The organism is Fibrobacter sp. UWB5 (genome assembly GCF_002210295.1).
In the GTDB taxonomy this organism is placed as follows: Bacteria; Fibrobacterota; Fibrobacteria; order Fibrobacterales; family Fibrobacteraceae; genus Fibrobacter.
In genome coordinates, this window is the sequence record NZ_MWQH01000004.1 from 228,624 (window position 1) to 242,651 (window position 14,028).

Sequence of the window (14,028 nt, forward strand, 5' to 3'; positions counted from 1 at the left end):
AAATGAGAAATGAATAATCACTCATCCCACATTTCACATCTCACATTCCAGATCACTCATCACTAACCACTTTCTATTGTCTACTCCAGAGGGCGCAATAGGTCTGCGTGCGGGCGGAGAGGCGTTCGTCTTTCAGGATTTCACGAATTTGTTTCTTGTCGAACCACTGCGCCTGAATTTCTTCGAGTTCGGAATCGCTGGGGCGGATTTCACCGCCGGCAACGCCTACCACGACCACATTTCTTTCGTTGGAAAATCCGACGGCGGAATAGCTCGGTTTCCAGACTTCGTCGATGCGCATGAGAGAAAGGCCCGTTTCTTCGCGGAGTTCGCGGGCAGCCGCCTCTTCGTAGGTTTCGCCCGGATCAATCAATCCAGCCGGGAAATTGTAGATGCTCTCGCCCACGGCCATACGGTATTCCTTGCAAAGCAAGAGTTTTTGGCCAGTGCAGTCGTGCATAATCATGACGACCGCATGCGGTTTCTTTTCAAGCATGTCCTTGAGGCCCGTAATGTCGGGATTGCGGCTGATCATTTCGTAAGTCTTGGGCTTGCCGCTGACGGTTTTATAGTGAATGTCGTAGCGGGTAATGAATTTGCCCTGGTGGATTTTTTCGATCGATTCAAATTCCATAATCACACCCTTTGTATGGTTTCGTAGTAAATGCAGTCGTGCTTGCAGTCGCCATGGAAGGCGCCACTGCAGATGGGCATCTTGTAAAGCATTTGCGCTTCGTCTTCGTTGCGCGAGATTCGCTTGCGCACGTAGCCAACGTCTTGGAAGTTTGCCTCTTTGCCTTTGATGAGTGCGGCACAGGTATTGACCCAGACCACGTTGCAGTCTTCGTGGGCGCACAAATCGAACGAACGGCGGAAATCGTAGGAGCCTGTCGAGAATGACGGCACGATTATCAGCGTGAGCTTGAAGCAGCGCATGAGTTGCTGCATGTACTCGGTTTCCAAGAAATCGCGGCAGACCATGATCGCGATGCGGCCAATGCCTTCGTAGTGCAAAATGTTCACCACGAGATTGGAACTGATTTGTTCCAGGTAGCCGACACCATTGAATTCCTTGCGGAACGGGTTTTGCTTGTTCTGTTTGCAAATCACGTTGCCAAACTTGTCCATGACCGTGACGACATTGCGGTTCTTTTCCCAGTAAGAGGGCAGCACAATGAGCGACGGAATTTTGGCGGCGTCATCAGGCGAAAGCGACTTGATTTTGTTCGCCACATAATCCGTAGTCTCCACGTTTCCGAGGAGTTCCGGGAACACGACGATATCGCTTTCGTTTTCGGCGGCGGTCCAAATCTTTTTCCAGACGAGTTCGTTGTCCGATTCAAACGAAGGATTTTCGTAAGCGATATTGAAGTACTGGATTTTATCCTTGTCAGTCAACTGGACTTTAAAATTCCGTTCTAACCTTAAAGGGGTTGCCGCAATCTTTACGGCTTTGCGTTCCTTAAAATGCGGGAACAATTCGTCTTTCAAAAAGTAATGTTTGTCAATCAGTTCGCCGAGCACCGAGTTTTCGATGAGCAGGATATTGTACAGGAAACTTTCGAGGTTGTTGTAGCGGTGAATCAGGCGGTGTTTGCGTTCCCATATGCAAGAGCAACGCGGCAAAAGCCCGACCCCCACCGATTCGCGGTTGGTATTCAGTACGATTGAAAATTTTTCCTGTTCAAATTCCGCTATAGCCAGATTCAACAGCGAAGCCATCGCCTGGTCCAAAATTTGCAAAAGACCCAGTAGCGCGTAATAATCGCGGTCGGCTTTCAACCGATTGACGAGCGATTTCAAGTTTTCAAGAAATTCCGTGGTTAGGTTTTCGGAGGAAAGTTCGCGAACGCCCACCCCATTGTCGGATTCCTGAAACAGCGCGGGAATTTCTGCCTGGACGACTTTTGCGATGCGGGATTTTTCGGCCGGAGAAACACAGCTGTATTCAACAAAAAATTTCTCCGAGCAGGAGCTTACAATATCGGAACACAATTCCGCCACAATGTTATAGAGGTCCAGCATAGTGAGGAATATAGAAAAAAAGGTCTAAAATTCAAAAAATAAGCCATTTTCGCCCCTGATTTAGGTGGATACAGGATGTTTACTCGGGTATACGCGATTTATACGATTTTTAGGCTTATTCCAAATTGGAATATCTATTTTATGGGTACCCAAACACTCCCTGACGGCCCTAGGTTACCTCCTTTACCCAGGGCCGTCCTCTTTTTTAGGGGTTAAATTCTAAATTTGAGCTAATGATTATCGCTACAATCATCGGGGCTATCGCTTTTTTGCCCTCCATCGCTCTGAATATTGCGCTTGCCTTGGGCGCCCCGCTCGGCGCCTACGCCATGAACGCCCGCTACAAGGTGATTCCGCCCGAAGTTCGCAAGGCCTTCATTGTGCCGACCACGATGCAGTTTGTCGCCCTTTTCGTGCTACTTTCGGCGGGGCATGTCCTGCCCGAGATTATCCCGTTCATGGTGACACGGATTCTCGCATTCTTCTTTGCGCTGTACTTGACTTTTTATACCGCGACGGTTCTCTTTAGCACCGCCCACAAGGAACGTACCGTAATGGGGACTTTTGCCGTGATTACGGCGGTTTGCTACTGGATTACGGCCTTCGGCACCTTAAGTTGGGAGTAGGCCATGGAACCGCAGCAATCCAATGCCCCCAAGCATAATTACCAGCGCGACTTGGATTATATCATCCGCAGGCTGGAACGCACCGGCGAGGTACCGACGCTTTTGCTGCATGCCTGCTGTGCGCCGTGCAGCAGCTACACCATCGAATACCTGTCGCAATACTTCAAGATTACGCTTTTCTACTACAATCCGAATATCGCGCCCGACGAAGAATACCGCCACCGCGTCGAAGAAATCAAACGATTCGTGGCCGAATTCAAGACGAAGCATCCGGTCACGCTGATCGAAGGCGAATACGACCCGAAAAAATTCTACGATGTCGCGCGCGGGCTCGAAAACGAACCCGAAGGTGGTGCGCGCTGCCGCAAGTGTTTTGAGTTGCGCCTCGCTGAATCGGCACGGCTCGCCCGCGAACTGAACTGCGAATACTTCACCACGACGCTTACGATTAGCCCGATGAAAAACGCACAGGTGCTGAACGAAGTGGTGCAGGAGCAGTGCGATATTTACGGAATCAAGCGCCTGCCCAGCGACTTCAAGAAGAAGGGTGGGTACAAGCGTTCTATTCAGCTTTCAGCAGAATACAATTTGTATAGGCAGAATTATTGCGGGTGCGCGTATTCAAAGCGAGATGCTGAGAAACGAGATTCCGAGAAAGGAGATTCCGGCTCGGAGGCCGGAATGACATCAGGACAACCCAATCTATAGTAGCTTTTTACGTAAACCTTCTAAGCGGTTAAGCGCGTCGTAGAGGGTTTCGTCTTTCTTGGCGAAGTGGAAGCGGATCAGGTGATTCACCGGTTCGCGGAAGAAGCTGGAACCCGGCACTGCGGCGACACCCACTTTTTGCGCAAGGTCGATACAGAACTGGTCATCGGACTTGTAGCCGAATTCGCTGATATCCATCATCACGAAGTACGTACCCTGCGGCTCGGTGAACTTGAAACCTAGATTGCGCAGGCCGCCGGTGAAGATTTCCTTCATGTGCGTGTAATGCGCTTGGAGTTCCTGGTAGTAATCATTGCCGAAATTGAGAGCGGTGAGCGCGGTTTCCTGCAGCGGCGAAGCGGCACCCACCACAGTGAAGTCATGAATTTTCTTGATGTTGTTCATGATGGGTTCGGCGGCAAGCACATAGCCCAGGCGCCAGCCCGTAATGGAATAGCTCTTGGAAAGACTAGAACACTCGATGGTGCGTTCACGCATGCCCGGGAGCGTCGCAATATAAGTATGACGGTGCGGAGCAAAGACGATGTGTTCGTAGACTTCGTCGGTGATTACATACAAATCATATTTGATGGCGAGGTCGGCAATAATCTGCAGCTCTTCGCGGGTAAAGACTTTTCCGCTCGGGTTCGACGGATTGCAAAGTACGAGCGCCTTGACACCCGGCTGCTTCATGGCATCTTCGAGAACGTTTGCGTCAAAGGTAAAATCGTGCGGGTCCAGCGGCACATAAATCGGAGTCGCTCCACTCAGAATCGTATCGGCAGTGTAGTTTTCGTAAAACGGCGAAAAGATGACCACCTTGTCGCCCGGATTGCAGACCGACATCATCGTGATCATCATGGCTTCGGTACTGCCGCAGGTAATGACCATTTCGGTTTGCGGGTCGTAACGGAGTCCGCTGAAATGTTCCTGTTTCTTGGAAAGCGCTTCGCGGAAATTCTGCGCACCAATCGTAATCGCGTACTGGTGCGGGCCCGTGTGGGCGACTTCGGCCAGGCGGTCTTGCAAGGCCTTGGGCGGGTCAAAATCCGGGAAACCCTGCGACAAGTTGATTGCACCGCAAGCGTTCGCGATGCGCGTCATGTGACGAATGACCGATTCCGTAAAATGTTCCGTACGATTACTTAAAGGTTTCATGGGAGGAAATTTAGCAAGAAAGATGGCAGAAAAAAGTGCTTAGTTGGTAGAACTTAGTTGGTAGAGCTTAGAAGAATAATCTAAGTTCTAAGCTCTAAGTTCTAAGCTCTAAGTTCTTTTTTTCTACATTTCACATTATGTACGATCCGCGCTTTTTACCCATCTGCAAAGAAGACCTGGACGAACTCGGCTGGGACTATGTCGATGTGATTATCATTAGCGCGGACGCCTACGTGGATCATCCCTGTTTTGGGCATGCTGTGGTCGGTCGCCTTTTTGAGCACGAAGGCTTGCGCGTGGCAATACTCCCGCAGCCGAACTGGCGCGACGACTTGCGCGATTTCAAGAAACTCGGCAAGCCTCGCATGTTCTTTGCGATTTCGAGTGGTATGGATTCCATGGTGAACCATTACACCGCTGCCAAGCGCCTGCGTAGCGATGATGCTTTTACGCCGGGAAACAAGGCCGGTTTCCGCCCCGATTACGCGACTTACACGTACGCCAAGATTTTAAAGAAGCTCTATCCCGATGTGCCGCTACTCATTGGCGGGCTCGAATCAAGCCTGCGCCGCGTGACGCATTACGACTACTGGAGCGACAGACTTAAGCCCAGCATTCTTTTCGATACGCAAGCCGACATTCTCGTGTACGGCATGGGCGAAAAACCGCTGAAAGAAATCGTGCGACTCTTGAAGAAGGGCGTACCCTTCTCCAGCCTGCATTCGATTCCGCAGACGGCCTACCTCGCGCCCAAGGGACAAATTCCTACGACCAAGCAGTGGGAAGACTTGCGCCTGTATAGTTACGAGGAATGCCTCGCCAACAAGCGCAATCAAATCGAGAACTGCCGCAGGGTAGACATCGAATGCAACAAGTGGTTCCAGCGCCGTATTCTGCAAGATGTCGCAGAACAGACCGTGGTGATTAATCCCGCGTACCCGCCGCTGGAATACGGCGAACTCGACGAAAGCTTTGAATACAACTACGCCCGCGAACCGCACCCGCGTTACAAGAAACGCGGCAACGTGCCTGCGTTCGACATGATCAAGTTCAGCATCAACACGCACCGCGGCTGTTTTGGCGGTTGCAGTTTTTGCGCCATCAACGCACACCAGGGCAAATTCATCGCAAGCCGTAGCCGCGAAAGCATTCTGCGCGAAGTCGATTTGATTACGAAGATGGACGGATTCGCCGGCACCATCACCGATTTGGGCGGCCCGAGCGCCAACATGTACAACATGCGCGGCCGCGACCCGAGTCGTTGTCAAAAGTGCGCACGCCCCAGTTGTCTGACTCCAAAAGTCTGCGACAACATGGACACGCACCATCACGAGCTTTTGGAACTTTACCGCGAAGTGCGCAACCACCCGAAGGTAAAGCACTTGTTCATTGGAAGCGGCGTGCGTTACGACATGCTGCTGCAAGAAACCGATGACAAGGAACTGATTCGCGACCACGAAGAATATGCCCGCGAGCTCATCGACTACCATGTAAGCGGACGCCTGAAGGTGGCCCCGGAACATACGAGTGACGCAGTTCTTAAGCTGATGCGCAAGCCGAGTTTTACGCTGTTCCACAAGTTCAAGGAATTCTTCGACGACGAATGCAAACGCATCGGAAAGCGCCAGCAAATTATTCCTTACTTTATCAGTAGCCACCCCGGATGCACCGAGGCCGACATGGCGGAACTTGCGCTTGAGACAAAGCAGCTCGGATTCCAGCTGGAACAGGTGCAGGACTTTACACCTACGCCGATGACGATTGCGACCGAGATGTTCTACAGCGAAATGACACCGGACGGAAAGCCGCTTTACGTGGCGAAAACGCCGGAACAAAAACGGAGCCAGCGCCAGTTCTTCTTCTGGTACATTCCAGAGAACCGCCCGCAGATTCGCGCGACGCTTGAACGCTTGAAACTCGGCAAGATTGGCCGACTGCTCTTAAGCCGCAGCGCGAAGGCCGAAGGCAAGGAATTCTTCCCGAGCAAGGAACGCGAAGAAAACGAAGAATACCGCCAGCGCGAACAGCAGAAGCGCGAGCAGCGCGTGGTTACTATCGTTCCGCAGAAATCCGGCGACAAGGGCCGCTGGGAAAACTCCGCCCGCAAGGAACGCCGCGCCGCACAATTTGGCGAACCGCGCAATGACAGGCGCGAAGGTCGTCGCGATGACAATCGCGAACGCCGCGATTTCCGTGACGAAAACCGCAACAACAATTTCGGAAGCGGTGAGCGAAAGAGTTTCCATAGCGACCGCAAGTTTAACGGCAACAAGGGTCGCGACTTCAATAAAAATGGCGGCAAGAGCCGCCAGGATAACAATCGCAACAACTCTCCCGTGCAATTCAGTTCGTTTAAACGGGGAAGGTAAAAAGCTTTCTTTAAATTAGGAGTGAGCGAGCACACTCCACCACTCCGTGCTAATTCGTTCTTCTTTGACTTTGAAGCCGGCTTCTTCGAACCACTTGAGGATATAATCCTTTTCGGTCAGGAGCTGTCCCGAAATAATGAGTTCGCCACCTTCGGCGAGCAAGTCTTCGATGTCGTCGCGGAGCGGCCAAAGTTCGCTGCGAATCATGTTGCAGAGAATAACGTCGAATTTGGCGCCATCCTTGAACGCATCCAGAAATCCGAGAATACAGTCGCTTTCCTTGAAACCGTTGCGTTCAAAGTTTTCAGCAATGCAGGGAATGGTCAGCGGATCAATTTCGGTGCCGACTGCGAGCTTTGCGCCCAAGCGACGAGCGTACATGGCCAAAATGCCCGTACCCGTTCCGATGTCGAGCACGGTCTTGCCATTGAAATCGACCGATTCCATCAAAGTCGCACAGCTACTTGTGGTATCGTGTTCGCCAGTACCGAAAGCGGTTTTGGCTTCAAGTTCAAGCACCACGGCCTTCGGGTCATCAGGCGTAAATTCTACCCAAGGCGGACGCACCCACAAATGCGGTGACACGGACACCGGCTGCGCACGGTCGCGCCACCACTTGTCCCAATCCTTCGCGGGTTCATCGCTCAGCGTAAAATGATACTGCGGAAATTCGTTTACGATACGGTCACGTTCGGCCTTGTCGCCGGTATAAAAGCAGAAGTCCGTGCGACCATCTTCTTTCGGGTCCAATTCTTCGAGTGTCGCCACACCAGCTTCAAAAAGCAGGTAGCTTGCAAGTTCAAATTCTTCGGCAGGGCAATAGCCCTCGGCCTTGTACCAGGTATCGATTTTTTGCATAGCCCAATAATAGAAATTCAAAAAACATGAGCCGATCCCCGCATTCGCGGGGATTAAAAAAAGGAGAGGCTCGGTACGCCAACCCCGTCACCGAGCCTCTCACCAAGCGCAAACACCTCAAACCGCTTGGCCCCTTTCATCCATCTTGTAAACTAATATAAACAGTTTCTTTCCGAAAGGTAAACTTTTTTTATAATTTCGTATTCCAAGTTAGAATAAGGCCTTTGGGGCTTGCATTTTCGGCTTATCTACGTATATTTTGCGTTAAATGATAGTTTCTAAGCCGCTTTTTATACACCAGTACCCCGACTGGACCAAGTTCCGCTACAACGCGCAGAGCGTGATGGACGCCTTGGGCCAGACTCGCCTGCTTGAAGGCGCCCTCGTGGGCGTTGCAGACCTGGTTTGTGATTCGGACACCGAGACGCGCATGCTCGCGAAAGACATTGCGGCCAACTACGCGCTGGACGGCTACACTCTGGAAATTCCGATACTTGAAAGCGAAATCAAGAAAAAGAATTCCGCCAGGAACGACATTCGAAATTTTGTAGGCGCGATTCAAAACGCCAAGCTCCCGCTGACCGAAGAACGCCTGTTCGCATGGCATGCGGCCATTGGCCAGAACAAGGTCAAGAGCTTTAGGACAAAGGAAAGCGTTGCAGGAACATTTACCGGCGTAAGCCCGGAACGCATTCCGCTTGAAATCGGGCGTTTTATCGACTGGTTTGAAAACTCGACGCAAGACGGCGCCATTAAAGCGGCGATTGCCCACTTTTGGTTTTTGACGATCCGCCCGTTTGAAGACGGCAACGGACGCATTGCCCGCGCACTCGCCGCCATGCTTTTGGCCCGCAGCGAAGACACGACTCGCTGCCAGTATACGCTGAACGAGCAAATTTTAAAAGACCGCGAGAATTACATACAAACTTTATTCAAGGCGCAGGCCGGCAACGGCGACTTGACCGAATGGATTTTGTGGTTCTTGAGCGCGATGCAAAAATCAATTGATGATAGCAAGAAAGAAATTGCAGGCGCCCTCAAGAAAATGCAGTTCCTGCAAAAGAACCAGCAGGCCGACTTGAGTGGGCGCGAACGCAAGATTATCGAAGCTGTCTGGAACGGAGAACTGCCGGCCGTATTCTCGGTGAAAGAGGTGGCCGCATTTACCGGCACGAGCCACGATTCCGCACTCCGCGACATCCAGGACTTGATTCAAAAAGAAATCGTCCGCCCCGAAAACAAGGGCGGACGAAGCCAGAAATACAGTTTGATTTAACCGCTTGAAATTAGCAGTGCACCAGCGTGCCGAGGTCGCCTTCGATAGCGGCGCGCGTGAGGTTGCCCTTTTCCATCTTGAACACGAAGATAGGCATGTTGTTTTCCATGCAGAGGGCGACCGCTGCGGTATCCATGACCTTGAGGCCGCGAGAGATAACTTCCTTGTAGCTGATGTCGTCGAAGCGGGTCGCGGTCGGGTCCTTGACCGGGTCTGCGGTGTAGATGCCGTCGACCTTGGTGGCCTTCATGATCACGTCGCATTCGCTTTCGATAGCGCGAAGAGCGGCGCAGCTGTCAGTGGTGAAGAACGGGTTGCCGGTGCCTGCGGAGAAAATCACCACGGAGCCTGCGGACAAAAGCTTGAGGGCCTTGCGGCGGTCAAAGAATTCGCAGACCGGTTCCATGCGGATCGCGGACATCACAACAGAGTCAACGCCCTGCTTGTCCAAAGCATCTTGCATGGCGAGGCCATTCATCACGGTGCCGAGCATGCCCATGGCGTCGCCCTGAGCGCGGTTCATGCCGCCTGCAGAAGCAGAAATGCCGCGGACGAGATTGCCGCCGCCAATGACGAGAGCGACTTGCACGCCCTGCTTGACGATGGAGGCAATTTCGGACGCCATGTCAGAGAGAATCTGGTTGTCGATACCGTGGCCCTTTTCGCCTGCGAGGGCTTCGCCACTGAGTTTGAGAAGAATGCGCTTGAATTTAGACATAATTTTTTTGGGGAATTAGGAATATTTTATGCTCTGAAATGTAATAAAAAACGGACAAGGGTGCCTCTTGCCGTAAAAAAATGTATTTCCATATTTGGTGGTTTAAAGAAAATGGGATGTTTATGAAAACCAAAATTGCATTTGACCTGTTATTAGGCTCATTATTATTCCCAACGATGCTTTTTGCAGACATCGTGTATCAGGGGAAACGCGTCCAGGAATGGCCCGAAGAAGCCCGACCCACATTCACCGGATCCAAAGCAAGCGCGTCCAGTTCCGGTTTATCGAGAGCAGTTGCAACACAAACGAAAGGCCACTACGCCGCCCCCAAGGGCAAAATCTACAGTTTGACCTTGCTCGTGGATTTCCCGGACAAGGCAGCTCCGGTCACGGTGAGCGAAGTAGAAGACTGGCTGAATAAAGAAGGATTCAATAGGGACGGTTGCAACGGTTCCGTGCGCGACTACTATTTAGACGTTTCTAACGGGCAGCTGGACCTCACGAACGAAGTCTACGGCTGGTATCGTGCAAAGCACCCTAAATCCTGGTACGAAGGCTTGCAGGGATACTCGGGCTCCGATTCGCTCATGAAAGAAGTATTTGCGTATTTCGATTCCCAAGTCGACTTTTCTCGTTACGACAACGACAAAGACGGCACCACCGAAGCAATCAACATCGTGTACGCCGGCGCAGGTGAAACCTGGGGACAGGGCCTGTGGCCGCATTCCGGATGGTCCAACGAAAGACGCGATGGCGTGAAACTCACGCACCACCAGATGACGGACATGCCGGGCAAGTTTTCGATATACGTCTTTGTGCATGAATCGGGACACATGATTTTTGGCTGGCCGGACCTTTACTGGTACGGCGACTACTGCACCATGGGCAACCGCGCGAACGACTTGAATCCCGTCGCGATCAACGACTTCTACCGTGCGGACCAAGGCTGGATTCCGTTCGTGGACATCACCAGCGACGACGTAAACAACATAACGCCCCTCGAAACCACCAAGCCCGGCGAATTCTGTTACCGTTACAAGAACCCAAACAGGCCAAACCAAGAAGGACTCGTATGGTCTTACGTACGCAACACGGGCCGCAACAAGGTGCTTGCTGGTAGCGGCCTCTTGATGCAGCACTATGACTTTTCCATCGAAGGCAATTCCGCTTCAGACAAGCTCGGACTCCGAATCGTGCACGCGAACGCCGCAGGCAAATCGAGCGACAATCCGGGCGATCAATGGCCAAGTCCGGGCAGCACCGCCAACACCTTCTTCAAGAGCGGAACTTATCCGGAATTTTCAGATGACGCCTACCCTGCCATCCGTTGGTATAACGGCTCCAAGACGGGACTGAAAATCACCGACATCGGGACTCCCGGCGAAACGCTCACCTTCTGCATCGGTGAAAACTGTTCCGAGCCCTCGTCCAGTTCGTCGGAACCCGCATCCAGCAGCTCCGTCGAAATCACTGTCCAGAAAATCGCACTCGAAACGACACTTCCGATTAGCGACAGTTATGCGTCCGTAACACTCGACCTGAACGGCAGCGAAGTCGCAAGCATTCTCGGCATCAAGCGCACCGAAATTGAAGACAAAGTAGAATTCTACGGCGTAGAACCCGACGGAAGCCTCAACAGCAAAACGACCGGCGAAGGCACCGGCCACTGGTTTGACAAAGACGGCAAAATCGTTGTCTGGGACCCGAACGGCTCTAGCGTAGTATTCTCCAATATGGACCTCACGACCATGACCACGAAAATCGGCCACATGCCGAACAAAGTAAAGTCAGGCGATTCGTTCTTCGTAAAACAGGCCCTAGTTTACGGAAGCAAGCAGGTCACCTTCGAAATCACGGTAACGATAAGCGAAAAAGGGACCACTAAAATCATCTCGAATTTAGGGAACGCCAAGCACGGCAAGCCCGGAAGCCAAATCTTCAACGCCCTCGGCAAACCCGTCGGCACCCGAAACGCATCCGGAGAACTCCCCAACCTGCCCAAGAGCATTTATGTGGAAGTCGTGAAGTAGGAAAATTTAGATCCTAAAAATATTTCATCACAAAGGTTCTGCAACAATGCAGGACCTTTTTATTTGACTCCGTTGCATAACGGAGCATTTTAGAAGCTGTGGCAAAAACAATCCGAACAATAGAGCGGATGCTTAAAAAGGGTGCGTCTATGGAAAAAATCCGCACTTCTTTTGGTGTAGCTAAATAAAAATAGCCTCCCAGTCTCACTTATTACAAAATAATTATCATTTTCTTACACTATACTAACAGGAGCATAGCGGGGGGCACAGCACTCTCCGCTCCTTTATAATTGCTATCTTGTACCCTATCTAAACATTAACCGTTAAATTAAAACACTATAGTAATATGAGTCTTAAAATCGTTGTGCTTGCTAAGCAAGTACCTGATACACGAAACGTGGGCCCCGATGCCATGACGGAGCAGGGAACCATCAATCGTGCCGCATTGCCCGCGGTCTTCAACCCCGAAGACCTGAACGCCCTGGAGCAAGCCCTTCGTTTGAAGGACCAGTTCCCGGGTTCCACCATCTCTGTGCTGACGATGGGTCTGCCGAAGTCTGCCGAAGTCGTCCGCGAAGCTCTGTACCGCGGTGCCGACGAGGGTTTCGTGGTGACGGACCGCCCGCTCGGTGGTGCTGACACTCTCGCTACGAGCTACACGCTCGCCCAGGCCGTCAAGAAGATTGGCGACTACGACATTATTCTCGGTGGCCGCCAGGCTATCGACGGCGATACCGCACAGGTCGGTCCGCAGATTGCAGAAAAGCTGGGCCTCACCCAGGTGACCTACGCTGAAGAAATTCTCTCCCTCGACGAAAAGGCCCGTAAGGTCGTGATCCGCCGCCATATCGACGGTGGTGTGGAAACGGTGGAAGCACCGCTCCCGCTGGTCGTGACCGTGAACGGAAGTGCGGCCCCGTGCCGCCCGCGCAACGCAAAGCGCCTCATGAAGTTCAAGAACGCTACGGTGGTTGCCGAACGCAAGCCGGAAGACGCCGAAAAATACGAAGCCCTCATCGCGAAGAAGCCCTACCTGAACATTCCGCAGTGGGGTGCCGCCGACATCGACGCAGACCCTGCCCAGATCGGTAAGGCCGGTTCGCCGACGAACGTGAAGGCTGTCAAGAACATCGTGTTCAAGGCGAAGGAAAGCCGCACGCTCACCGCAAGCGACGCCGACGTCGAAGGACTTATCAAGGAACTTTTAGACGGGAAGATTATTGGCTAGCCTATGAATAACGTATTTGTATATTGCGAAATTGAGGGCACGACCGTTGTCGATGTTTCCCTCGAACTTTTGTCCAAGGGCCGCAAGCTCGCCAACACGCTCGGCGTTCAGCTCGAATGCATCTGCGCAGGCAAGGGCCTCGACGGAATTGAAAAGCAGGTGTTCCCCTACGGTGTGGACAAGGTCCATGTGTTTGATGCCGAAGGGCTCTTCCCCTACACCACCAACCCGCACGCATCGCTCGTGGTGAACCTCTTCAAGGAAGAGCAGCCGCAGATTTGCTTGCTGGGTGCAACGGTGATTGGCCGTGACCTCGGTCCGCGCATTTCCAGCGCCATGCACAGCGGCCTTACCGCCGACTGTACCGAACTCGAAATCGACAGCTTTGAAATGAGCATCGGCGGCGTGAAGAAGTTCTACGAAAATCAGCTTTGCCAGATTCGCCCGGCGTTCGGCGGCAACATCGTCGCTACCATCGTGAACCCGGAACACCGCCCGCAGATGGCGACGGTGCGCGAAGGCGTGATGAAGAAGGAAATCGTCGATCCGAACTACAAGGGCGAGGTCATCAAGCACGACGTGGCCAAGTACGTGCCGGAAACGGAATACGTGGTCAAGGTGCTCGAACGCCATGTGGAAAAGGCCAAGCACAACCTCAAGGGCGCACCCATCGTGGTGGCCGGTGGTTACGGCATGGGCTCCAAGGAAAACTTCGACATGCTGTTCGAACTTGCGAAGGAACTCCACGCTGAAGTGGGCGCAAGCCGTGCCGCTATCGACGCGGGCTTTGCCGATCATGACCGCCAGATTGGCCAGACCGGCGTGACCGTACGCCCGAAGGTGTATATCGCCTGCGGTATCTCCGGCCAGATTCAGCACCTCGCCGGCATGCAGGATTCAGGAATCATCATCTCCGTGAACTCCGACCCCGACGCCCCGATCAACGCTATCGCTGACTACGTGATCAACGGCACCGTCGAAGAGGTCATCCCGAAGATGATCAAGTATTACAAGGCAAACAACAAGTAGGCG

Annotated in this window: 12 protein-coding genes; 7 read left to right on the forward strand and 5 right to left on the reverse strand. The window is 52.5% G+C overall.

Features of this window, described 5'->3' with window-relative positions:
• Positions 1–73: 73 nt before the first annotated feature.
• On the reverse strand, positions 74–634 hold the full coding sequence (locus B7989_RS08180; protein WP_088628030.1) for an NUDIX hydrolase: 561 nt from the start codon (positions 632–634) through the stop codon (positions 74–76).
• A gap of 2 nt (positions 635–636) precedes the next feature.
• Complete coding sequence (locus B7989_RS08185; RefSeq protein ID WP_088628031.1) at positions 637–2,025, reverse strand: hypothetical protein; 1,389 nt, start codon at positions 2,023–2,025, stop codon at positions 637–639.
• A 233-nt stretch (positions 2,026–2,258) separates the two neighbouring features.
• On the opposite strand from B7989_RS08185, the gene B7989_RS08190 reads away from it, so the two are divergent.
• Positions 2,259–2,651 (forward strand): hypothetical protein, encoded by a 393-nt coding sequence (locus tag B7989_RS08190; RefSeq protein WP_088628032.1) that lies wholly within the window; start codon positions 2,259–2,261, stop codon positions 2,649–2,651.
• A 3-nt stretch (positions 2,652–2,654) separates the two neighbouring features.
• Positions 2,655–3,359 carry an epoxyqueuosine reductase QueH gene (locus B7989_RS08195; protein ID WP_088628033.1) on the forward strand — a complete coding sequence of 235 codons (705 nt, stop codon included), beginning with the start codon at positions 2,655–2,657 and terminating at the stop codon, positions 3,357–3,359.
• Here the strand turns inward: B7989_RS08195 and B7989_RS08200 are convergent.
• Positions 3,354–4,517 (reverse strand): pyridoxal phosphate-dependent aminotransferase, encoded by a 1,164-nt coding sequence (locus B7989_RS08200; protein ID WP_088628034.1) that lies wholly within the window; start codon positions 4,515–4,517, stop codon positions 3,354–3,356. The two genes, B7989_RS08195 and B7989_RS08200, sit on opposite strands and share 6 nt — an antisense overlap.
• 137 nt (positions 4,518–4,654) lie before the next feature.
• On the opposite strand from B7989_RS08200, the gene B7989_RS08205 reads away from it, so the two are divergent.
• Positions 4,655–6,886: a YgiQ family radical SAM protein gene (locus tag B7989_RS08205; protein ID WP_088628035.1), complete on the forward strand. Its 2,232-nt coding sequence runs from the start codon at positions 4,655–4,657 to the stop codon at positions 6,884–6,886.
• A 15-nt stretch (positions 6,887–6,901) separates the two neighbouring features.
• Here the strand turns inward: B7989_RS08205 and B7989_RS08210 are convergent, their stop codons facing one another.
• The gene (locus B7989_RS08210) at positions 6,902–7,744 is read right to left on the reverse strand and encodes a 50S ribosomal protein L11 methyltransferase (RefSeq protein WP_088628036.1); all 843 of its coding nucleotides are present in this window, start codon (positions 7,742–7,744) and stop codon (positions 6,902–6,904) included.
• A 268-nt stretch (positions 7,745–8,012) separates the two neighbouring features.
• Between B7989_RS08210 and B7989_RS08215 the strand changes: the two genes are divergently transcribed.
• Positions 8,013–9,020, forward strand: a complete 1,008-nt coding sequence (locus B7989_RS08215; RefSeq protein ID WP_088628037.1) for a Fic family protein — start codon at positions 8,013–8,015, stop codon at positions 9,018–9,020.
• Positions 9,021–9,030: 10 nt separating this feature from the next.
• Here the strand turns inward: B7989_RS08215 and pyrH are convergent, their stop codons facing one another.
• Entirely contained in the window at positions 9,031–9,738 is a 708-nt protein-coding gene (gene pyrH, locus B7989_RS08220; protein WP_088628038.1) for a UMP kinase, read from the reverse strand.
• 176 nt (positions 9,739–9,914) lie between these two features.
• Here pyrH and B7989_RS08225 point away from each other — a divergent pair, with 176 nt between their 5' ends.
• From B7989_RS08225 to B7989_RS08235, 3 genes are all read left to right on the forward strand, one after another.
• Positions 9,915–11,768: a M6 family metalloprotease domain-containing protein gene (locus B7989_RS08225; RefSeq protein WP_233144322.1), complete on the forward strand. Its 1,854-nt coding sequence runs from the start codon at positions 9,915–9,917 to the stop codon at positions 11,766–11,768.
• 346 nt (positions 11,769–12,114) lie between these two features.
• On the forward strand, positions 12,115–12,996 hold the full coding sequence (locus B7989_RS08230; protein ID WP_072807907.1) for an electron transfer flavoprotein subunit beta/FixA family protein: 882 nt from the start codon (positions 12,115–12,117) through the stop codon (positions 12,994–12,996).
• Between the two features lie 3 nt (positions 12,997–12,999).
• A complete protein-coding gene (locus tag B7989_RS08235) occupies positions 13,000–14,025 on the forward strand; it encodes an electron transfer flavoprotein subunit alpha/FixB family protein (protein WP_072807905.1) in 1,026 nt (341 codons plus the stop codon).
• Positions 14,026–14,028: the final 3 nt, after the last annotated feature.